We start from the raw sequence: 19,521 nt of genomic DNA on the forward strand, positions 1-19,521 counted from the left end.
CGCCACTGCAAGCGCGCCGAGCGCTTGAGCAATTTGAGGGCTCCGCGCCCGGCGCGCTTGCCCAAACCGAAACCCATGATTATCAAGATCAAACCCGCAGACTCTCGTTATGAACGAGGGACCGAAGGGGGGCAGGTCACGGACAAGAGACCTGCAGCGCATGTCCTATCAAGAAAGCCTGCACCGACGCGCCATTTCGAACCGTCACGCGCCACATGGATGAAGAGGCGCGCCAAACCGTGCGTGAGTTGCGCGATACCGCCGCCTATGACGAGAGCCGACGCCGACGAAAGAAAGTCGAGATGTTGTTCGCCCATCTGAAACGACATCTCGGCTTCAAACGCCTCCGGCTCCGAGGCCTCAAGGGAGCCAACGAAGAATTCCTCCTCGCCGCCACAGCCCAGAACCTAAAACGTCTGGCCAAAATGGTTCCCTGTTAGGGATCGGCATCGCCCTCAATAACAACCGCCAAAAACACTGTCTTTGACCGCGATTACAGCGGGTTGGAAAGGCGCGCTTCGACCAAACACAAGATGTAGTAGGTCGAGTTTTTCACCTAAATCGAACGTTTCTGGCGATATCTTCTTCGCTATTGCCGACATTGGCGCAAGCGCAGCGAAAGCTCGGTCTGTCCGCATAGTTGCTACTCGGTCGGCGGTGTGCCGCACAATGCCGCCGGTGAGAAGAGACAGGGCCGATGCCACTCGGCTCTGGGCATCACTCGAACTTCGGCGCGCGTCCCTGCATTTGTGCTGCGACCACTTCCATCTGGTCGGGCTTGCCGATCAGAGCTGCAGATTCTCGGCTCTCCTGCAGCAGGACCTCGGCCCGTTCCTGCGTCTCGGCGGTCTCGATCAGCCGCTTGGCCGCGCGGATCGCCGACGGGCTCTTGCCCGCGATCGTCCGCGCCAGGTCAAGCGCCGTTGCCTGTGGATCGTCGGCCAGTTGCGTCACAAGCCCCCAGCGTTCGCCCTGCTCTGCCGAAACCGGCTCGGCGGTATAGGTCATCAGGCGCAGCACGTCCGAGCGCACCAGCGGCGGCAATGTCACCATGCCGCCAAGATCGGGCACCAGCCCCCATTTCATTTCCATCAGCGACAGCCTGGCATCCGGCGACGCGATCCGGATATCGGCCCCGAGCGCAAGTTGCAGACCGCCCCCGTAGACCGCGCCGTGCAACGCCGCGATCACCGGGACGGGCACCCGGCGCCAGACCAGCGACATTTCCTGCAACAGGTTGGTGTCACCGTGGCTGCGCCCCATCAGCCATTCGACCGGGTCGATCTGGCCCATACTGGCAAAGCTGGCGAGATCCAGCCCCGCGCAAAAGCTCTTGCCTTCACCGGACAATACCACCGCCCGCGCATCGGACGCGGCAACCTGCTGGCCCGCGTCGACAATTGCACGAAACATCTCGTCATCCAGTGCATTCATCTTGTCCCCCCGGGTCAGTGTCACCCGGGCAATGTGGTCCTGATAGTCGACGGAAACGCGTGTCATGAAATCTCTCCGGTTGTCTGCGCCTCACCTCACCGCAAACCGACGCCCGGATCCAGATGAACGTGGCGGCACGCGACAGCCCTGCATTTACAAGCCCGGCGGTCGCGGTCATGGTCGCACCGGTTCACAAAGGCATCGACAGTGGCACAAGAGACGCCCCCTCCGCAGAAACCACCGCGTCATGCGATTGCCCGCGTGGCGTGGAACACGCTGGGTGCTGTGGCGCTGCTGCTCGGTCTGATCGGGGTGGTTCTTCCGGTGTTGCCGACCACGCCGTTCGTGCTGGTTGCCGCCTTCGCCTTTTCCAAGGGATCGCCGCGCATGCGCCGCTGGCTGACCGATCACGCGATTTTCGGTCCGCTGATCGCGGATTGGGAAGCGCATGGTGCCATCGCGCGGCCGATCAAGCGGCTGGCCTGCGGCATCATGGGCGGTGTGTTCCTGATCAGTGTCATTGCCGGCGTGCCGGTCAAGGTTCTGGTCATTCAGGCCATTTGCCTGGGCGGCGCGGCGGCCTATGTGCTCACCCGGCCGGACGGGCCGCGATAGGTCACGCTTGCGATGAATCATCGGCTGGGGTTATCTGCGCCCATGACAGAGCCCCGCTATACCCCGCTTGCCCGTTCCCTGCCCGCGACCGTGCCCTTTGTCGGGCCGGAAACCCAGGAACGTCAACGCGGGAAGACCTTTGCCGCCCGTCTCGGGGCGAATGAAAACGTGTTCGGCCCCTCGCCCCGCGCGGTTGCCGCGATGCAGGACGCCATGTGCGGTATCTGGATGTATGGCGATCCCGAGAATCACGACCTGCGCCACGCCCTCGCAGCGCATCATGGCGTCACGCCGGACCATATCGTTGTCGGCGAAGGTATCGACGGGTTGCTGGGCTATCTCGTGCGGCTTTTCATCGGCCGCGGCGACCCGGTTGTGACGTCCGACGGAGCCTATCCCACCTTCAACTATCATGTGGCCGGATATGGCGGGACATTGCACAAGGTCCCCTATTCCGGCGATCACGAGGATCCGGCGCGGCTGTTTGCCAGAGCCGCCGAGGTGGATGCAAAGCTGGTCTACCTCGCCAATCCCGACAACCCGATGGGGACGTGGCATCGCGGGACAGACCTGTTGGCGGCGATGGAAGCGCTGCCCGACGGGTGTCTGCTGGTGCTGGACGAAGCCTATGTCGAATGCGCCCCGGCCGGAACCGCCATCGAGGTCGACCCGGACGACCCCCGGCTGATCCGCATGCGCACCTTTTCCAAGGCCTATGGCATGGCGGGCGCACGGGTCGGCTATGGGCTGGGCGCGCCGGGGCTGATCTCGGCCTTCAACAAGGTGCGGAACCATTTCGGGATGAACCGGGCCGCGCAGGCGGGTGCAATTGCCGCGCTGCAAGACACCGGATGGCTTGATCGCGTGCTGGCGGAGATTGCCGCCGGGCGCGAGCGCATTGCCGGGATCGCGCAGACACATGGGCTGGTGCCGCTTGAGTCCGCGACGAATTTCGTTGCCATCGATTGCGGTTCTGACGGCGTATATGCCAAGGCCGTGCTGGACAATCTGATTGCCCAGGGCATTTTCGTGCGCATGCCCTTTTCGGTGCCGCAAAACCGCTGCATCCGGATAAGCTGTGGCACCTCTGCCGATCTTGACGCCTTTGAAGCGGCACTGCCCAAGGCGCTGGCGGCGGCGCGCGGCTGATCCTGCCACGATGACGGGCCGTTGACCGCCGGCCTGTGCTAACGCCCCGCGATGACCGCGGCCGCCGCCTGGACGCCTCCGGTTCCGTGCGCGATGCCGAGTGCGCGCATACCGGTTTCAATCCCGCCCAGCAGGCCCAGGATCATCTGACCATTCACATGCCCCATATGACCCAGCCGGAAAAACCTGTGCCGCGCGGGATCGTCCGGCGCCGCCATGCCCAGCCCGATCCCGAGGGTCAGCCCGAGATGATCGGCCAACCACGCGCGCAGCGCGGTGCCCTGCCCGGTTTCGAGCCGGAGCGCGGTCACCGCATGGCTGCGATGCGCAGGATCGGCGATGTTCATCCGCAAGGGGCCATTGTGCTCGCCCCACGTCTCGCAGGCCGCCCAGATCGCATTGGCCAGACGCGCATGGCGCGCCCAGACATGTTCGAGCCCCTCTTCGTTGATCATGTCAAGCGCGGCGCGCAGCCCGTAAAGATGATGCGTTGGCGCGGTGCCGCCGAAATACTGATAGAATTCCTGCGGGTTCGCCCGCGGCACCCAATCCCAATAACGGCTGACACAGGACAGTTCCGCCCGACGGGCGGCGGCCTTGTCATTGAAGAACACGAAACCCAGCCCCGGCGGCACCATCAGCCCCTTCTGGCTGGCGGTCACCATCACATCCACACCCCAGTCATCCATTTCGAACCGGTCACATCCCAGCGATGCGATACAATCCGCCATCAGAAGCGCCGGATGCCCGAGATCGTCCAGAACCGCGCGCAGGGCGTCGATGTCATTGCGCACCGAACTGGAGGTATCGACATGCACCGCCAGAACGGCCTTGATCTCGTGCCCGCGATCCGCGCGCAGCGTTTCGGCGATCCGCTCCATGTCCATCGGGCTGGACTTTCCGAATTCGATGAGCGCGACCTCGGCCCCGAGCCCCGCGGCAACGTCAGCCCATCCATGCCCGAAACGCCCGGTGGCCGGCACCAGCACCTTGTCCCCCGGCGCGAGCACGTTCGACAGTGCCGCTTCCCAAGCCCCGTGACCATTGCAGATATAGATCGCAACATGGTGCCGCGTGCGCGCGACACGTCGCAGATCGGGAATGAGACTGTCGGTCAGGCTGTGCAACGGCCCCTCGTAGATGTTGGGCGACGGCCTGTGCATGGCCTGCAACACCCGGCCCGGAATCACCGAAGGCCCCGGAATTGCGAGATATTCGCGCCCTTGCGCAACTGACAACGAGTCGGCCATGTCATCCCTTTCACAGATTTCACACAGCCTACATCCGGCGCGGGCGAGGTCAATCTGGCGGATCACGCGGGTTGCGTCGAATTTCTCAGATGATTAAATGGCCAAAACCCGGGCGGCGGAACCAATCCGCTCCACACCCCAACAGGATCAATACCTTATGAGCACACCTCCCAAATCCTCGGCCGAACTGCTGAGGTGGTTGTGGCGTGGCTATCTGCATCAGCACACCGGCACCATGGCCTTCGCGATGCTGTTCATGCTCATCGAAGGCAGCATGATCGGCGCGATCAGCTACATGATGCAACCGATGTTCGACGAGATATTCGTCGCCGGGAACAGCGGCGCGTTGGGCTGGGTCAGTGTCACGTTCCTGGTTATTTTCACCGTTCGTGGCCTTGCCGGCGTCACCCAGAAGCTGCTTCTGGCCCATGTGTCGCAGATCAGCGGGGCGCATCTGAGGATCGACCTTCTGAGACGGCTGATCAATCAGGACACGTCGTTTCACCAGACCCATCCGCCGGGGTTCCTGATCCAGCGGGTGCAGGGCGATGTGAATTCGATCGACATCGTGTGGCGCGGGATCATAACCGGCGCGGGCAAGGACCTGGTCTCGCTGATCGTTCTGCTGGGCGTCGCGGTGAATATCGACTGGGCCTGGACCGCCATCATGCTGGTCGGCGTGCCGCTGATGTTCCTGCCCATCGGCGTGGCGCAACGCTATGTGCGCAAGAAGGCCGCCATCGCGCGTGACCTCGGGGCGATCCTGTCGACACGGCTTGACGAGGTGTTTCACGGTATCGTTCCGATCAAGCTGAACAGCCTGGAAAACTATCAGGTCAAACGCTATGCCGATTACACCGATACCTTCCGTCGCGCACAGCTGCGTGCGACCTTCGGCACGTCTTCGATCACCGCGATGATCGACATGATGGCCGGTATCGGCTTCATGGGCGTTCTTCTGTATGGCGGTTCGGAGATCATCGCCGGCGACAAGACGGTCGGCCAGTTCATGAGCTTCTTTACCGCCATCGGGCTGGCCTTTGACCCGATGCGCCGGCTCGCCAGCCTGAGCGGCGCCTGGCAATCTGCCGCGGCGTCGATCGAGCGGCTCAAGGAACTGATGGACGCGCCGATCCTGCTGACGTCGCCCGACTCTCCCGTTGCCCCCCCAAAGGGGCTTCCCAACGTGGAACTCGAAAACGTATCGCTCAGCTATGGCGATGCCAAGGTGCTGCGCGACCTGTCGCTGAGCGCCGAAGCGGGCAAGACCACTGCGCTGGTCGGGGCCTCCGGGGCGGGCAAATCCACGATCTTCAATCTGCTGACCCGGCTCGTCGACCCGCAGGAAGGATCCGTCAAGCTCGGCGGGATCGACGTTCGCTCGATGGAATTGCCGAAATTGCGCGGCCTGTTTTCCGTCGTCAGCCAGGACGCCCTGCTGTTTGACGAAACCCTGCGCGACAATATCCTTCTGGGCCGCACAGATGTCAGCGACGAGGATCTGCAACCGGTGCTGGACGCCGCCCATGTTTCGGATTTCATCGGCAAGCTGCCGGACGGGTTGAACACCCGCGTCGGCCCGCGCGGCTCTGCTCTGTCCGGGGGTCAGCGACAACGGGTGGTGATCGCCCGTGCATTGCTGCGCAACACGCCGATCCTGCTGCTCGACGAAGCGACGAGCGCCCTTGACGCACAGTCCGAAAAGGTGGTTCAGTCCGCCCTTGATCGACTGGCAGGGGGGCGCACGTCGCTGGTCATCGCGCACCGCCTTTCGACGATCATCAATGCCGACAAGATCATCGTGATGGACCGGGGCCAGGTTGTCGATTCGGGCACCCATGCCGAGTTGCTGGAGCGTGGCGGCATCTATGCCGACCTCTATCATCTGCAATTCCAGGGCGGAAAGACCGTGATCGACCCGCAGGGGGCCGCCGCGCTCGCGGCGCATGCGCCGCATCTGTCCAGGCCGCGCGCGTCCTGGTTCCGCCGGATCGGACAAAAGCTCCTCGGATGATGGCAACCGCGCTTGTGCCGGCTCAGCGCCGGTATGACGCGGCGAGTCTCTCGGGATCGGCCCCTGCAAAATAGCGCGCGAGGGTCCAGAGGTTTCTGGCACCACGGCGCAGCCAGCCCGCCTCGCGATAGCGTTCCGCGCTGGTGAAGGCGCGTACCGGCAGCGCAATCAGGGGGCGGGGCAAGGCCCGGACCAGCGCCACATCCTCCATCAGCGGCTGATCGGGATAGCCCCCCGCCCTGTCATGCACAGCGCGCTGCATCAGCAGCCCCTGATCGCCATAGGGCAATCCGAAGAGTCGCGAGCGCAGGTTGGCCCATCCGGCGACCCATGCCGGCATCACACCACGTTCGCAAAAGGCCAGACGGAAATAGGCGCTCTGCCCCTGCCCGGCGGCCAGATGCGCGTCCACCACGGCGGCCCATCCCGGTTCAAGCCGCGTATCCGCATGCAGCACCAGCAGCCATCGCCCCCTCGCCTTTTCGATCCCGCGACGCAGCTGCCCCCCGCGCGAGGCGGGACCGCGGATCAGCACGGCACCAGCCTCGTCGGCGATACGACAGGTGGCGTCGGTGCTGCCGCCGTCCGACACGATCAATTCACGGATGAGCCCCGCCGAGAGCCCCTCCATCAACGCGGCGAGACAGCCCGGCAGATGCGCCTGCGCGTTCAGGGTCGGAATGACAATCGAGATTTCGGCCGGCATCGGGGCTTCCCTGTTGTTTCCGGCAGGCATACCTATATGTCGGGGCAAGTCAAACCAGGAGGCCGCCATGTCCGCCCGACGCATTCTCAAGCTCGCCGGTCGAGATACCGAAACGTTCCTTCAGGGATTGATCACCAATGATATCGCGGGCCTTGACGAGGGGCTGATCTACGCTGCCCTGCTCACCCCGCAGGGCAAGTTCATCGCCGACTTCTTCCTGCTTCGCCAGGATGATGGCGTGCTGCTCGACGTGGCGGAACCTCTTGCAGACGACCTGAAGAAGCGGCTGACGATGTACAAGCTGCGTGCGGATGTCACGATCACCAAAAGCGATCTTTACCTGCAGCGCGGGACCGGTCCGCAGCCCGAGGATGCCCATGCCGATCCGCGTCACCCCGCGCTTGGCTGGCGTCGCTACTCGGCCGATGCCCCGCTGGATGACGGCACCGATTGGGATGCCATCCGCGTGGCCCATTGCATACCGGAAACCGGCATCGAACTGACTCCGGACACGTTCATACTCGAAATGGGGTTCGACCTGTTGAATGGCGTCGATTTCCGCAAGGGGTGCTATGTCGGGCAAGAGGTTACCGCGCGCATGCGGCACAAGACCGAACTGCGCAAGGGCTTGCGCCGGGTGCGTATCAAGGGCAGCGCGCCCGTCGGCACACCGATCACCGCCGGGGACAAGGTCGCCGGAACGCTGTTTACGCAATCGGGTGAACACGCGCTGGCGTATCTGCGATTTGACCGGGCCACCGACGATATGAAAGCGGCAGACGCGACCCTGAGTCCGGCATGAGTGGCAGTATGACCAATCTCTCCAGCCATCCGCCCACGGGTTCGCAGCCTTGATCGAGCTTTATTCCGCCATCTGGCACGTCAGCGGGCGACGGCAACTGATCCTGATCGTGCTGTCACTGGGCGTTGCCGCATTGTCCGCCGTGCCTCTGAGCTATCAGAAGGATATCATAAACGCCCTGTCCAACGCCGAGATCGACAGCGCCGCACTGTTCTGGATGTGTGCGCAGATGATGGGCGTGATCCTGCTGAGCCTCTCGCTCAAATGGGTTGTCTCGTTCAGATCGGGCACGCTGGGCGAGGACATCATCCGCATTCTGCGCAAACGTCTCTACAACGAGGCCACCGCACCGGATCATTCGGGCAACCGGACGATCCCCAAAGGGACGCTGACCACCACGATCTCTGCCGAGGCCGAGGAGCTGGGCAAGTTCACCGGCGGAGCATTTTCCGATCCGGTCGTACAGCTTGGGACCCTGATCGCGGTCGTCGGCTATATCGCATCGTCGCAACCCGGTCTCGGGATCATCGCGCTTGCGATGATCACGCCCCAGGTCATCATCATCCTGTCGACCCAGCGCAAGGTAAACGAACTGGTCGCACGGCGGGTGCGCATCCTGCGCGACACCACGAACCGCATCGTCAGCGAGGAACAAGGCAGCGACGCGTCAAGGATCGAGGATGAGTTCGACGAGATTTTTGAAACCCGGCGTCGCATGTTCCTGTGGAAGCTGTCCGCCAAATTCGCGATCAGCACGCTCAATGCCGCGGCCACGGTGGCGGTGCTGATCGTCGGGGGCTGGCTGGTTCTGCAGGGGCGCACCGATGTCGGCACCGTCGTCGCGGCAACCATGGGGCTGAGCCGTTTGCAGGCGCCGACATCGTTCCTGATCGCTTTCTATCGGCAGGTCAGCGCCGCACGGGTCAAGTTCGAGCTCGTGCGCGAGTTGCTCGTCGAGCCGGACGACAACCCGGCCAGGGCCGCCTGACCCGGCTCAGGCGCGTTCGGTGTATTCCATGGTCTCGGTATTCACCACGACCAGCTCATCCTGACCGACGAATGGTGGCACCATGATCTTGATCCCGTTGTCGAGGATCGCCGGCTTGAAAGAGTTCGCCGCCGTCTGGCCTTTGACCACGGGCTCGGTCTCGGCGATCTTGCAGGTCACTTTTTGCGGCAGCGACGCGCTCAGGGCTTCGGCCTCGTGGAACTCGACCACAACGGTCATTCCGTCCTGGAGGAACGGGCGGCGATCGCCCAGGATCTCGGCCGGAAGCTCGACCTGCTCATAGGTGGTCGTATCCATGAACACCAGCATCCCGTCATTCTCGTAAAGGAACTGCTGGTCCTTCTGCTCCAGACGCACACGTTCGACCTTGTCGGCGCTGCGAAACCGCTCGTTCAGTTTGCTGCCATTGCGCAGGTTGCGCAACTCGACCTGCGCAAACGCCCCGCCCTTGCCCGGTTTGACGTGGTCTACTTTGACAGCGGTCCAAAGCCCGTCATTATGTTCGAGAACGTTGCCGGGACGGATTTCGTTGCCGTTGATTTTGGGCATGGTTTTACCTTCGCATGTGCTTGATCGAAAAGCTCAGGCACCTATATATGGCGGGATCGAGACTGGCAATACAACGATATCTCGTGCTGCACTTGCAGAAAGCCATGCACTCAGGGAATACGAGCCATGCAAGTTCGGGGTATCCGAATCAGTTTTGATCGGTCATAAGGGACGTCGCGCCGAAAAATTACAAGAGCAAGAATAACAAAGGAAACGAGATGAAAGATTTCGTTGACGGCACTGCCTTTAACAATGAACAAGGCAATCGTGCACGTAAACTCTTTGCGGCCGTGGTACTGGCTGCGCTGGATGATGCCATAGCCGACGACAAGAAGTACGGCAATGGGCCGGAACAGATTGCCCGCTGGGCCCGTTCGCGCGACGGGCGCGAGGTTCTGTCCTGTGCCGGCATCGATCCGAATGAACGTGTTGTATCCGGTCTGATGGAATTCGTGGGCCGGGGGGTCCGGACGTCTGTCGCGCTGTCCCGCGAGGAGAGCGAGCGGCGCAATGCGGCGCAACAGCAGGCCGAAGCCGCCTGAGCGCAATTCATCCCATCCGGCGATTCAAAAAACGCGGGCACCACTGCCCGCGTTTTTTGCACATTCTCCTGTCCGCTTTTGCGTGACAACCCCGGCAATTGCTCTGCAATCTGACGGCGCAACCCCCCGCAGCCTCGCGTGATCGGACTGCACCCCTGGACCAGCCAACGCGTTGAAATCTCTGATTCAGGCAGCGCCAGATGATCCGGCTCGGTGGCGAAACAGCCTAGCGCTTGCCCAATGCCTCAAGCACGCGATCGAGGTCTTTCGATTGCTTGGACACCCGCGCAGGCGCGTCCTTGGCCAGATTGTAATAGATCGTGGGATCATAGATCTGAACGGCCAATCCAAGACGCTCGGCGGTCAACAGGCCCTGGCTCGCAAGCAACTGATACGCGGCAATAACCTCTTCTGCACGCGCCGAGATCTGGGCCGTCAACGCATCTAGCAATTCCTGCTCCGCTGACAACACATCCAGCGTGGTACGTGCACCCAGCGTCGCCTCTTCGCGGATCCCGTCAAAGGCAACGCGGGCCGCGCGGACCCGCTCGGCGGTCGCCGCAAGGCTCGCCCGCGACACCTCCAACCTGACATACGCGTCCGCAACGCCCTGCACGGTATCGCGCTGCACGTTCAGCAGGTTGCCGCGCGCGGCATCGCGATCGGCCATCGCCGCACGAATGTTCGACTGCAACGCGCCGCCGCGATAAATCGGCTGGCGCAGGCTCAGCCCGACGCTGGCGTCATATCCATCATTCGAACTGTCCCAATCCTCGAGCAGCCCGACCGACACGTTTCCGTCAACTGTCGGTCCCAGGGCGCGGGTCGCGGATTGCACCAGAATCTCCTGCGCCGCGACTTGCCGCTGGGCCGCCAGGATGTCGGGATGGTAACGGACGGAAACCGACTGCGCGGCATCGACCGATGCCGGACGCTGCGGGAAATTGGTCGGCGTCACCAGTTGGCCGGGCTCGCGCCCGACCGCGTTGACATATTCCGCACGCGCATTCACCAGAAGCCCCTGTGCGGTTGCAAGGTTGCTGCGCGCCCCGGCCAGCCGCGATTCTGCCAGCGCCACATCGGTGCGCGTGACTTCACCCACATCGAACCTGTCCTGAGCCGCCCGCAATTCCTCGCCCAGAACCCGGACGTTGTTTTGCCGCAGCGAAACATTCTCGGTCTGAAGAATGACATCCATATAGGCGGCCACCGCACGAAGCAGGACACGCTGCTCGATCGAGACGAGCGTCTGTCGCGTCGCCAGCACGATTTCCTTGGACGCTGCAACCGTCAGACGACGCACCCCATTGTCAAGCAATCTCCAGGATGCCTCGAAGCCACCGGTGAACTGCGAAGAGCTCTGACCAAGCGACCCGCCGCTCCATTGCCTCGGTTCCCGGACCGAAGTGGACAGAACGAAATCCAGCACCGGCCGCAACGTCGCGACCGCCGCGGCGACATCCTCGTCCGCCGCCCGCAGCAGCGCCCGGTTCTGCTCAAGCAACCCGCTGGAATTGTAGGCGCCGATCATCGCATCCGCGAGGTTCTCTGCCCGCGCACCGCCAGCGGCAAGCACGCTGCTGCTGACGGTCAAGGCAAGAACCACCGCCTTGCCCAATCGGAATTTTGACATCCTGCTCATCTCGGTCTCCTGATCGCGTCGGGTGTGCCCGGGGTTGTCCCCGTGTTGTCCCATTGCATCTGCCTCACACTGCCGCCGCCGCTCTACCGGTATCAGAGAGCGAACGCGACCTCTTTCTCGAACCCCGGCAGGACCGGCGCGCTCGCGTTGAACGCAAACCGCCACGACAAGGAACCTGCCGTCTTGTAGCCGATCTTCACAATGCCAAGCGCCCCTTCCATGAAGAGACACGCAATGCGACCGCCATCCTTGAGCTGGTCGGCAATGGCATCCGGCAATTGCGCCACGCCGCCCTGTATCAGGATCACGTCATAGGGGCCATGTTCCGCCGCCCCCTCGGCAAGCGGCCCCTCATGGACGATGACATTGTCCGCACCGGTCTGAACCAGAGCTGCCTGCGCCTCAGACACCATCTCGGCATCTTCCTCGACCGCCACGACGGCTTCGGCCATCCGCGCCACGACAGCAGACGAATAGCCATGCGCGCAGCCGACATCCAGCACGAGCTCGTCACGCGAAATGTTCAGATCGTCCAGCATCTTGGCCAATGTTCGCGGCTCCAGAAGGACGCGCCTGTCGTTCAGCACGATATTCTCGCCGGAATAGGCCGTCTCTCTGAGAGCATCCGGCAGAAAGGCCTCGCGCTCGACCGTCAACATCGCCTCAATGATCGGAAACTTCGTCACGTCCGAAGGCCGCACCTGGGTATCGACCATCATCCGGCGGCGCAGCGCGAAATCTGTCATTACCAAACTCTCTTTTTCATACGGTTGCAGAGCTTTTGCCACATTGCCCGCCCCCCGGCAACGGCCCCCGGTACGAAAACCCGAGATGTGACACTTGCAGCCCAACAACAGATCGGATAAATGCCTCCCAAACCATGGCGCGGCGAGTTGGCGGAGTGGTGACGCAGCGGATTGCAAATCCGTGTACACCGGTTCGATTCCGGTACTCGCCTCCATTTATTTTCAAGCACTTGCGTCATCATAACCTTCTTGAGGGTGCGACCGTTTACAGATCGGTTTACAGTTTTGCTCCACTTTTAGCCTTCTGGGCTACTGCCAGCACCCGTTTCACACGGTCTGTTTCGTCTTTGGAAATTACCGCGTAGTGCTCGATCACCTGGCTGGCGTAGCGAATGCTCCAGCCCATGTATGACGCGATATCGTTCAGCCCCGCCTCCAGCAGCCGCGTTGCCGCCGTGCCTCGCGCGTCGTAGAGTCGAAGATCGAACCCCTTGGCGTCCGATGTCAGCTCTGGAATACGATTGCGCCACCAACTCACCGCCTTTGAGGCGCTTTCAGCGTCGAGCTTCTGCCTCTCGTCACCCACGAGAATAGGCATCCGGTCGAGTGACGTCGCATCCATAAGTGCGCCGAGCTTCTGGGACACAGGAATCGTCGCGATCTTGCTGCGCTTGTTTGTGCGCACCAGTGGCCTGCAGCCATGCCGTGTCTTGCGAATATGCCGACGGTTGAGGGCTGCCAAATCACCGGGTCGCAACCCCGTTTCACAGGCGCAAATCAGAATGCGGCGGGCATATTTCCGGAGCAGCTTGGCAAAAAAGCTCAACATCGGCAGGAGTCCAGACGATCTCAGCCCGGTCTGCCTCATAGAACTTGGCAGCTTGTGAAAGAAGTGGCGACTGATCTTGCCGTTGTCCACGGCCCGGTTCAGGAAACGCGTAACCACCGTCCCGCAATACTCGAACTGCTTTGGGGAGTGAGCCCATTTTTGCCGCCGCTGTGCTGCTGCCGGTTTCGTGGACACGAAGATAAGTTCGTGACCATGAAACTGGAGAGTGGATATGACGAGACGGAAGTTCCGCCGCGAGTTCAAAGTTGAGGATGGCAGCTTCGAGCCGGAGCTGGTCAAGCAGGGGCAGCGTCGGATTGTCGGTATGAATAACAAGATCGTCGGGCTCTACGCCGCCGATCTGCGCCGGATTTACAGCGCCCCGACCGCCGAGGCCGAGCTGGATGCTTTCGAAGAAAAACGGGCCGGGAAATATGCATCCATCGCCCCGGCCCGGCGCAGGACATGCGCCGGGGTGGTCCCGTTCCTTGCCTTCGATCCGGCGATCCGCAAGATCATCTGCACGACGAATGCCATCGAAAGCCTGAACCGCGTGATCCGCAAACCGATCAGGACGCGGGGGTCGTTCCCGGCTGACAAGGCCGCGACCAAGCTGATCTGTCTCACGCTCCGCAACTTCGAAAAGGACGGACGAAACGTTCGGGAATGGTCTGCGGCGCGCAATCAGTTCGCCATAATGTTCGGCGAGCGCTTCGACGCTTGAGTATCCGAAACCGCAGGGTCCGGGCCGGATATACAATCTTCAGGACAATCCCGGCACTGCTTGGCAATATCCGCTGCGCATATCATCGGTTCGCGTTCAGCGCGGCGGAATACGGCGGTCACTGCGACAGGCCAACACACCATTTCCACGTAACACGGAACTGGATAGACCGGATTCCCGGCATGTCCGGCGCCGAACAGCACACGCTGAATTTCGCCTACGAACCCGCACCCGAAATTTCGCGCCCGGCCTGCCACGCCCAAATCAAGCGGAACGCTGCATGACCGTGCCCTTAACACGGAAGGATATCCAAACGGCCTCAGTCATTCAGAACCGTCATGTTCTCCGCTTCCCAACCGATCCAAACCGGATCGTTTCCAAAAGACTGGCCAGTATCTGCGTCCACATAGGCCTTAAGCAGCGCATCGCCAACGGCGATCTGCATCGCCATGCGACTGCCCAGGAAGGTCTTGCCCACCACGCGCCCCTGCACCGCGTTGGCAGTGTGCGGACGTTCGGCGCTGAAGCCCAGCTTTTCCAGCCGGACGGAAACGGTGATCGGCTGACCTTCGCGAGGCAGACCGGCAGGCGCCTTGCCCAGCAGGGTCGTCCCCTCCCAGTCCATCACCACATTGTCACCCTCGATACCGCGCATCTGGCCCGACAGAATGTTGGTTTCACCGATGAACTCGGCCACGAAGCGACTGGCCGGTCTGAAATACAGCTCCTCCGGGGTGCCGTCCTGCTCGACCTTGCCCTTGTTCATGACCACGATACGATCGGACATGGTCAAAGCCTCTTCCTGGTCATGGGTAACAAAGAAGAAAGTCTTATGAGTACGGCGCTGGATCGACTTCAGCTCCTGCTGGACCTGACCGCGCAACTTGGCATCCAGCGCGCCCAGCGGTTCGTCCAGCAGAAGCAGCGCCGGGTCAGGCGCCAGCGCGCGTGCCAGCGCGACTCGCTGACGCTGTCCGCCCGAAAGTTGCACCGGGTAGCGCGAGGCGTAGGAATCCAACTCCAGAAACGACATGATCTCTTCGGATCGGCGCTTGATCTCGGATTTGTTCATACCTTTCAGTTCCAGCCCGAACGCCACGTTCTGCGCCACAGTCATGTGCGGGAACAACGCATAGTCTTGGAACACCATGTTCACATGACGCTTCTCCGGCGGTTGGGCGGTCACGTCTTCACCATCGAGGATCACCCGCCCGGTGGTCGGGCGCTCAAACCCGCCAAGAATGCGCAGAGTGGTGGACTTTCCGCAGCCCGACGGGCCGAGGAAGGTGACGAACTCACCCTGCGCGATGTCAAGCGTCAGATTGTCCAGAGCGACGGTATCGCCGAAATGCTTGGAGAGACCTTCGATGCGGACAAGTGGCGTCTGATCGGTCATGACTCAGGTTTCCTTGTTCATGCCGCGGGTGAAGCGCTCGGCCCAGATGCCGATGGCGGCAGTGAGGATCAGCGCGACAGTCGCGATAGCGTTGATTTCCGGGCTCATCCCGGAACGGAGTTTGGCAAAGATCAGCACCGGTAGCGTCGGTTCGTAGCCGCCCAAGAAGAAGGAGCGCACGAAATCGTCGAACGATAGCAGCAGGCAGAATATCGAGGCGCCGAGGATGGCGGGCACGAGGTAAGGCAGCGTGACGCGCATGAACGAGATTAGAGGATCAGCCCCCAAGTCACGCGCCGCCTCGATCTGGCTCTTGGGCAGGGTCGACAGGCGCGCCATGACAACCAGCACCACAAAGGGCACGTTATGCACCGCGTGCGCCCAGACGATCGCTCCCATGCCCGGTTCGATCCCCAGCCAGCGTGCGTAGATGCGGAAGGCGATCGCCGAGATGATGCCCGGCACCAGTGCGGGCAGCACCGTCATGCCAAACACGGCGGCGCGCCCCCAGAACTTGCGCCCTTCCAGAAGCACCGCGATCCAGGTGCCTACAAAGATCGAAATCAGCGTCGAGAGCACCGCGATAGCCACGGAATAGCCGAAAGTTGACAGAACCTCGGCATCGGCGAAGACCCCGGTATACCAGTCAAGCGTCCAGGACCGGATCGGAAAGCCGATGAACTTCGAGTCCTTGAAACCCATCAGGATCATCAGGATCAGCGGCACGAAGACGTAGAGGACAAAGGCCCAATAGACGCAGGCCAGAAAAATGCGGTTGCCGCGAAACACCTCGGGACGATCGTTCATTTCTTCTCTCCCTTGCGCAGCGAGTTCATCAGTTTCTGGAATGTCGCCGTGATGAGGAGCGCCGCGGCGAACATGATTGTGGCAAAGGCCGCCCCGGTCGGCCATTCATCGCCTGCCACGTGAAAGAATCCCGCGATGGTTTCCGCAAAGACTGTGGTCGACGGCCCGCCCAACAGGACTGGCGTCGCGTAGAAACCGGTCGAGATCAGAAACACCAGCGTGCAGCCCGACGAAATGCCCTCAATGGTCAACGGCAACGAAATGCGGCGGAACCTGGTCCAGGCGCCTGCGCCCAGATCCGCGGCCGCCTCGTTCATGCTCTTGGGCAGCTTCTCCAGCGCGGAATAGAGCGGCAGCAGCATGTATAGCGCGGTCAGGTAGACAATACCGACGCCCATGGAGAAGCTGGTGTACATGAAGGGGATCGGCCGGTCGATCAGGCCCAATGTCTTCAACACCAGGTTCACCGCGCCGGTATTGCCCAGCAGGATCATGATCGCGTAGGTGCGCACAATCTCGCCCACCCAGAACGGGATCAGCAGCAGCAACAGAAACAGCATCTGATTCTTGCGACTGACGTGACGCGCCAGGAAATAGGCCACGGGATAGGTGATGATCAGCGTACAAAATGTAAACACGCCGGCAAAGATCAGCGTGCGGAAGAACGGCATCCAGAAGATGCTGTCCCCGAAAAAGCGCGCGTAGTTGTCCAACGTGAAACTCTGCTCCACGCCCGGCGCGACCGGATATGCATCGGTCAGCGATACGCGTATCATCTGTAACATCGGTCCCAAGTGCTGGGTCAACACCCACAAGAGCGGGAATGCGGCGAGAATCAGGAACTGGCGTCGCGGCGAGGCCGTGGTCAGTCGAATTAACGCGTGATACGGTCCCCATGCCGCCAAGCTGCCCCAAAATGTGCGGCCCGAAGTTTCTTCTGTCATGGCTCGCTCTTCCTGCTATGCGGATGTGTCATACGGTCGTCTTTTGAATGTACCTGTGCCCCTGCCGCGCGTGCGGCGAGACAGGGGCAGGTTCGGTGAGCATGGAGGTCAGGCAGCCTTGATCGCCTCCACCGCCGGATCCATCAGACTGTATTTCAAATCGTTCTGCTCGGCGCGGAAGAACTGCAGATTGGCCAGTTGCTCATCCGGGAAGGAGGTGGATTTCCGCTCCAGCTCGGACAGGTGCGGCGCCACGTCCTTGTAGGTCGATATGAAACCCGAAGCCTTGGTCATTGCAGCGCCGATTTCCGGCGAGGACAGCAGCGCGTCAAGGAATGTATAGGCATTGTCTGCATTAGGAGCATTGTTGGCGATATTAAGCGTGTAGACGAACCCGTAAGAGCCTTCGCGCGGTATACTCATTGCAAGCGGGAAGCCATCGTTGATCAGCGCCGCGGCCGGGCCGTTCCAGGAATGACCCAGAAAGATATCCTGGTTGACCATCATCTGCTGGAATTCCGCGCCGCCGTCATAGTATTTCCGCACCAGCGGCTTCTTGTCGATCATGAACTGCTGAACCTCAGCCATGATCTCAGCCGCTCGTTTGTGATCGTCGGCATATTCGATGAAGTTGCCATCATAGCCCTTCATCAGCATCACAATCGAAAGCATGTCCTGAATGATGTAGGCGGTCTGGCCTTTGTACTTTTCACTGAACAGCGTGTCCCAAGTATATGCCTCTTCCTCGCTGACGACCTCGGTGTTGTAGGACAGCACTTCCATGCCGGACAAGATCGGCGCGCCCCACTTGTTACCGTTGATCGTAGACCAATCGCTTTCCGAAAAAGTCGGGTTGATCTTGTTCCAGTTGGTCAGCCGGTCGACGTCCAGCGGCGCAAGCAGATCACTTTCGATAAACTGAAGGAAACGGTGCCCGGCGACGGTCATGATATCCACCGTCGGGTTCGGCTGCTCAGCCGCCAGCAGGTTGAACTGCTTTCCCTGGTCGTCAACCAGACGAACGTTGACCTTGATGCCCGTCTCGGCCTCGAACTGCTCGCGAAAAGCTCCGGGAACAAAATCGTTGTAGGTCCAGATATTCACTTCGCCGCCGGACTGGGCCGAGGTGCGGCGCAGATAGACGGGGGAAGCGAGCGCCGCGCCGGTGGCGGCAGCGGTGCCGAGAAAACGGCGGCGGTTGAAAATCAGTTTCGACATGGTTCGATCTCCTTGTTGGTTCATTGGTGGTTATTCCGTCGCGCTTCAAGCGCTGGCAGACTGGCGCAAAAGACCGGTCTTCGCCGCCGTTTTCAATTCCTCGAGGCTGAACCGATCCAGGTCCAGCGCAGCGAGGATCTGATTCTCGGCCTCGAAATCCCGCCCATACATGGCGGAAAAAATGCGGATGCCGGCTTCGTGCAGCGGCGCGGGATGACCTGCCAGCCGGCCCAGTGCAGCGGTCAGCACCAGCCCATAAGGCACGTCTTCGGTGACATAGCGACTGTCGGCGGTGGCTGGCCCCGTACCGCCGTTGCCCTGTACGTGCATCTCCTGATTCATATCCGAGATTGAGGCGACCGGCACGTGAAAGGACAGGTGAAAATGCTCGAAGATCGTCTTGACCTCCAGCCCCAGCGCCTGAGCGATCTCCAGCCGTTCGCGATCCAGCTCTTCCAGAAGGCGGCCCACCTTGGGCGTGACGTTCTGACCCTGGGACCAGGTTTCGCCGCGCTCCATCCGAGTGATGTTCCCGAGGGCGATGCCCATGTGGTTTTGCGGATTGAGGTTGGAAAGCGAAATCGCCAACAGCCCGTCGCGTGGCTGAAAGCGGTCCCCGAACAGCTCTTGGCACAGCGCCAATGCGTCAGCGGAGCGGTCTTCCGGCACGGTGCAGAGATCGACGCGGCTGCGCACGGTGTTCACCTTGACTTCGGTGCCCGATTGGCGCCGCCCCGTGCATATCGTCGTCCCCCAGGCGATTATCGGCGCGATCACACCGCGCGCCGCCAGAAGCTCCATCAGGTAGACCGCTCCGAGCGACGCATGAGACGAGATGATCACGTGGTGCCGCTCTTCTATATACGGCGCCAGTGAGTCTAGCACAGTCTTGTGGCCATAGCCCGGCAACGCGACGATCAGCACGTCATTCTCGCGCGCGAGGGTAGCCGCACTATCCGCGATCCGCGGGGTCAGAGTTGTTACCACCGCGCCGGTGGCGCGCAGTGCCGCTCCATTTGCCAGCTCGACTGTGCCACTGCCCGAGGGCGACCACAGCATCGGGTCGTGACCCGCCTCTTTCAGCAAAGCCGCCGTTCCGAAAGCGATCGCCCCCGCGCCCGCCAGTCCTACCGTCTTACCCACAT

General features: G+C 61.6%; 19 protein-coding genes, 1 tRNA gene and 1 pseudogene. 9 read left to right on the plus strand and 12 right to left on the minus strand.

Features of this window, described 5'->3' with window-relative positions; genetic code table 11:
• Nucleotides 1-149 precede the first annotated feature (149 nt).
• Nucleotides 150-440, plus strand: a pseudogene (locus tag AB9K34_RS23400) (transposase); the annotation flags it as partial.
• Between the two features lie 277 nt (nt 441-717).
• Here the strand turns inward: AB9K34_RS23400 and AB9K34_RS23405 are convergent.
• Nucleotides 718-1,500 carry a crotonase/enoyl-CoA hydratase family protein gene (locus AB9K34_RS23405; RefSeq protein ID WP_369957129.1) on the minus strand — a complete coding sequence of 261 codons (783 nt, stop codon included), beginning with the start codon at nt 1,498-1,500 and terminating at the stop codon, nt 718-720.
• Between the two features lie 141 nt (nt 1,501-1,641).
• Between AB9K34_RS23405 and AB9K34_RS23410 the strand changes: the two genes are divergently transcribed.
• Nucleotides 1,642-2,049, plus strand: a complete 408-nt coding sequence (locus AB9K34_RS23410; protein ID WP_369957130.1) for a YbaN family protein — start codon at nt 1,642-1,644, stop codon at nt 2,047-2,049.
• Nucleotides 2,050-2,091: 42 nt separating this feature from the next.
• The gene (locus AB9K34_RS23415) at nt 2,092-3,198 is read left to right on the plus strand and encodes a pyridoxal phosphate-dependent aminotransferase (RefSeq protein WP_369957132.1); all 1,107 of its coding nucleotides are present in this window, start codon (nt 2,092-2,094) and stop codon (nt 3,196-3,198) included.
• A 38-nt stretch (nt 3,199-3,236) separates the two neighbouring features.
• Here the strand turns inward: AB9K34_RS23415 and AB9K34_RS23420 are convergent, their stop codons facing one another.
• Complete coding sequence (locus AB9K34_RS23420) at nt 3,237-4,448, minus strand: alanine--glyoxylate aminotransferase family protein (protein ID WP_369957133.1); 1,212 nt, start codon at nt 4,446-4,448, stop codon at nt 3,237-3,239.
• Nucleotides 4,449-4,605: 157 nt separating this feature from the next.
• Between AB9K34_RS23420 and AB9K34_RS23425 the strand changes: the two genes are divergently transcribed.
• Nucleotides 4,606-6,462 carry an ABC transporter ATP-binding protein gene (locus AB9K34_RS23425; protein ID WP_369957134.1) on the plus strand — a complete coding sequence of 619 codons (1,857 nt, stop codon included), beginning with the start codon at nt 4,606-4,608 and terminating at the stop codon, nt 6,460-6,462.
• 22 nt (nt 6,463-6,484) lie between these two features.
• Here AB9K34_RS23425 and AB9K34_RS23430 read toward each other — a convergent pair whose 3' ends face one another.
• Complete coding sequence (locus AB9K34_RS23430; protein WP_369957135.1) at nt 6,485-7,168, minus strand: TIGR04283 family arsenosugar biosynthesis glycosyltransferase; 684 nt, start codon at nt 7,166-7,168, stop codon at nt 6,485-6,487.
• Nucleotides 7,169-7,235: 67 nt separating this feature from the next.
• On the opposite strand from AB9K34_RS23430, the gene AB9K34_RS23435 reads away from it, so the two are divergent.
• Together AB9K34_RS23435 and AB9K34_RS23440 are read left to right on the plus strand one after the other, a co-directional pair.
• Complete coding sequence (locus tag AB9K34_RS23435) at nt 7,236-7,970, plus strand: folate-binding protein YgfZ (RefSeq protein WP_369957136.1); 735 nt, start codon at nt 7,236-7,238, stop codon at nt 7,968-7,970.
• Between the two features lie 49 nt (nt 7,971-8,019).
• Nucleotides 8,020-8,958 (plus strand): ABC transporter transmembrane domain-containing protein, encoded by a 939-nt coding sequence (locus AB9K34_RS23440; protein WP_369957137.1) that lies wholly within the window; start codon nt 8,020-8,022, stop codon nt 8,956-8,958.
• A gap of 6 nt (nt 8,959-8,964) precedes the next feature.
• Here the strand turns inward: AB9K34_RS23440 and efp are convergent, their stop codons facing one another.
• The gene (efp, locus tag AB9K34_RS23445) at nt 8,965-9,528 is read right to left on the minus strand and encodes an elongation factor P (RefSeq protein ID WP_369957138.1); all 564 of its coding nucleotides are present in this window, start codon (nt 9,526-9,528) and stop codon (nt 8,965-8,967) included.
• A 218-nt stretch (nt 9,529-9,746) separates the two neighbouring features.
• Here efp and AB9K34_RS23450 point away from each other — a divergent pair, with 218 nt between their 5' ends.
• The gene (locus tag AB9K34_RS23450; protein ID WP_369957139.1) at nt 9,747-10,070 is read left to right on the plus strand and encodes a DUF6280 family protein; all 324 of its coding nucleotides are present in this window, start codon (nt 9,747-9,749) and stop codon (nt 10,068-10,070) included.
• Nucleotides 10,071-10,296: 226 nt separating this feature from the next.
• Here AB9K34_RS23450 and AB9K34_RS23455 read toward each other — a convergent pair whose 3' ends face one another.
• Both AB9K34_RS23455 and AB9K34_RS23460 read right to left on the minus strand, forming a co-directional pair.
• Entirely contained in the window at nt 10,297-11,712 is a 1,416-nt protein-coding gene (locus AB9K34_RS23455; RefSeq protein ID WP_369957140.1) for a TolC family outer membrane protein, read from the minus strand.
• Nucleotides 11,713-11,804: 92 nt separating this feature from the next.
• On the minus strand, nt 11,805-12,458 hold the full coding sequence (locus tag AB9K34_RS23460; protein ID WP_369957141.1) for a protein-L-isoaspartate O-methyltransferase: 654 nt from the start codon (nt 12,456-12,458) through the stop codon (nt 11,805-11,807).
• 141 nt (nt 12,459-12,599) lie between these two features.
• Here AB9K34_RS23460 and AB9K34_RS23465 point away from each other — a divergent pair.
• A tRNA-Cys gene (locus AB9K34_RS23465) sits at nt 12,600-12,673 on the plus strand.
• A gap of 62 nt (nt 12,674-12,735) precedes the next feature.
• On the opposite strand, the gene AB9K34_RS23470 is transcribed toward AB9K34_RS23465, so the two are convergent.
• Entirely contained in the window at nt 12,736-13,482 is a 747-nt protein-coding gene (locus tag AB9K34_RS23470) for a tyrosine-type recombinase/integrase (RefSeq protein ID WP_369957142.1), read from the minus strand.
• Between the two features lie 37 nt (nt 13,483-13,519).
• On the opposite strand from AB9K34_RS23470, the gene AB9K34_RS23475 reads away from it, so the two are divergent.
• On the plus strand, nt 13,520-14,011 hold the full coding sequence (locus tag AB9K34_RS23475) for a transposase (protein ID WP_369957144.1): 492 nt from the start codon (nt 13,520-13,522) through the stop codon (nt 14,009-14,011).
• 319 nt (nt 14,012-14,330) lie between these two features.
• Here AB9K34_RS23475 and AB9K34_RS23480 read toward each other — a convergent pair whose 3' ends face one another.
• The 5 genes from AB9K34_RS23480 to AB9K34_RS23500 form a co-directional block, all read right to left on the minus strand.
• Nucleotides 14,331-15,407, minus strand: a complete 1,077-nt coding sequence (locus AB9K34_RS23480) for an ABC transporter ATP-binding protein (protein ID WP_369957145.1) — start codon at nt 15,405-15,407, stop codon at nt 14,331-14,333.
• Nucleotides 15,408-15,410: 3 nt separating this feature from the next.
• Nucleotides 15,411-16,196 carry an ABC transporter permease gene (locus tag AB9K34_RS23485; RefSeq protein WP_369957278.1) on the minus strand — a complete coding sequence of 262 codons (786 nt, stop codon included), beginning with the start codon at nt 16,194-16,196 and terminating at the stop codon, nt 15,411-15,413.
• Between the two features lie 14 nt (nt 16,197-16,210).
• Nucleotides 16,211-16,990: an ABC transporter permease gene (locus AB9K34_RS23490; protein WP_369957146.1), complete on the minus strand. Its 780-nt coding sequence runs from the start codon at nt 16,988-16,990 to the stop codon at nt 16,211-16,213.
• 276 nt (nt 16,991-17,266) lie between these two features.
• Entirely contained in the window at nt 17,267-18,376 is a 1,110-nt protein-coding gene (locus tag AB9K34_RS23495) for a PotD/PotF family extracellular solute-binding protein (protein WP_369957147.1), read from the minus strand.
• A gap of 45 nt (nt 18,377-18,421) precedes the next feature.
• Nucleotides 18,422-19,519 carry an NAD/NADP octopine/nopaline dehydrogenase family protein gene (locus AB9K34_RS23500; RefSeq protein ID WP_369957149.1) on the minus strand — a complete coding sequence of 366 codons (1,098 nt, stop codon included), beginning with the start codon at nt 19,517-19,519 and terminating at the stop codon, nt 18,422-18,424.
• Nucleotides 19,520-19,521: the final 2 nt, after the last annotated feature.

The organism is Sedimentitalea sp. XS_ASV28, from assembly GCF_041224545.1.
Taxonomy (GTDB): Bacteria; Pseudomonadota; Alphaproteobacteria; order Rhodobacterales; family Rhodobacteraceae; genus Sedimentitalea.

Excerpts from the sequence above, each read along its gene's own strand:
- AB9K34_RS23405 (WP_369957129.1), bottom strand. The coding sequence starts at position 1,500 with ATGACACGCGTTTCCGTCGACTATCAGGACCACATTGCCCGGGTGACA.
- AB9K34_RS23415 (WP_369957132.1), top strand. The coding sequence starts at position 2,092 with ATGACAGAGCCCCGCTATACCCCGCTTGCCCGTTCCCTGCCCGCGACC.
- AB9K34_RS23420 (WP_369957133.1), bottom strand. The coding sequence starts at position 4,448 with ATGGCCGACTCGTTGTCAGTTGCGCAAGGGCGCGAATATCTCGCAATT.
- AB9K34_RS23425 (WP_369957134.1), top strand. The coding sequence starts at position 4,606 with ATGAGCACACCTCCCAAATCCTCGGCCGAACTGCTGAGGTGGTTGTGG.
- AB9K34_RS23430 (WP_369957135.1), bottom strand. The coding sequence starts at position 7,168 with ATGCCGGCCGAAATCTCGATTGTCATTCCGACCCTGAACGCGCAGGCG.
- AB9K34_RS23435 (WP_369957136.1), top strand. The coding sequence starts at position 7,236 with ATGTCCGCCCGACGCATTCTCAAGCTCGCCGGTCGAGATACCGAAACG.
- efp (WP_369957138.1), bottom strand. The coding sequence starts at position 9,528 with ATGCCCAAAATCAACGGCAACGAAATCCGTCCCGGCAACGTTCTCGAA.
- AB9K34_RS23450 (WP_369957139.1), top strand. The coding sequence starts at position 9,747 with ATGAAAGATTTCGTTGACGGCACTGCCTTTAACAATGAACAAGGCAAT.
- AB9K34_RS23455 (WP_369957140.1), bottom strand. The coding sequence starts at position 11,712 with ATGAGCAGGATGTCAAAATTCCGATTGGGCAAGGCGGTGGTTCTTGCC.
- AB9K34_RS23460 (WP_369957141.1), bottom strand. The coding sequence starts at position 12,458 with ATGACAGATTTCGCGCTGCGCCGCCGGATGATGGTCGATACCCAGGTG.
- AB9K34_RS23475 (WP_369957144.1), top strand. The coding sequence starts at position 13,520 with ATGACGAGACGGAAGTTCCGCCGCGAGTTCAAAGTTGAGGATGGCAGC.
- AB9K34_RS23480 (WP_369957145.1), bottom strand. The coding sequence starts at position 15,407 with ATGACCGATCAGACGCCACTTGTCCGCATCGAAGGTCTCTCCAAGCAT.
- AB9K34_RS23490 (WP_369957146.1), bottom strand. The coding sequence starts at position 16,990 with ATGATACGCGTATCGCTGACCGATGCATATCCGGTCGCGCCGGGCGTG.
- AB9K34_RS23495 (WP_369957147.1), bottom strand. The coding sequence starts at position 18,376 with ATGTCGAAACTGATTTTCAACCGCCGCCGTTTTCTCGGCACCGCTGCC.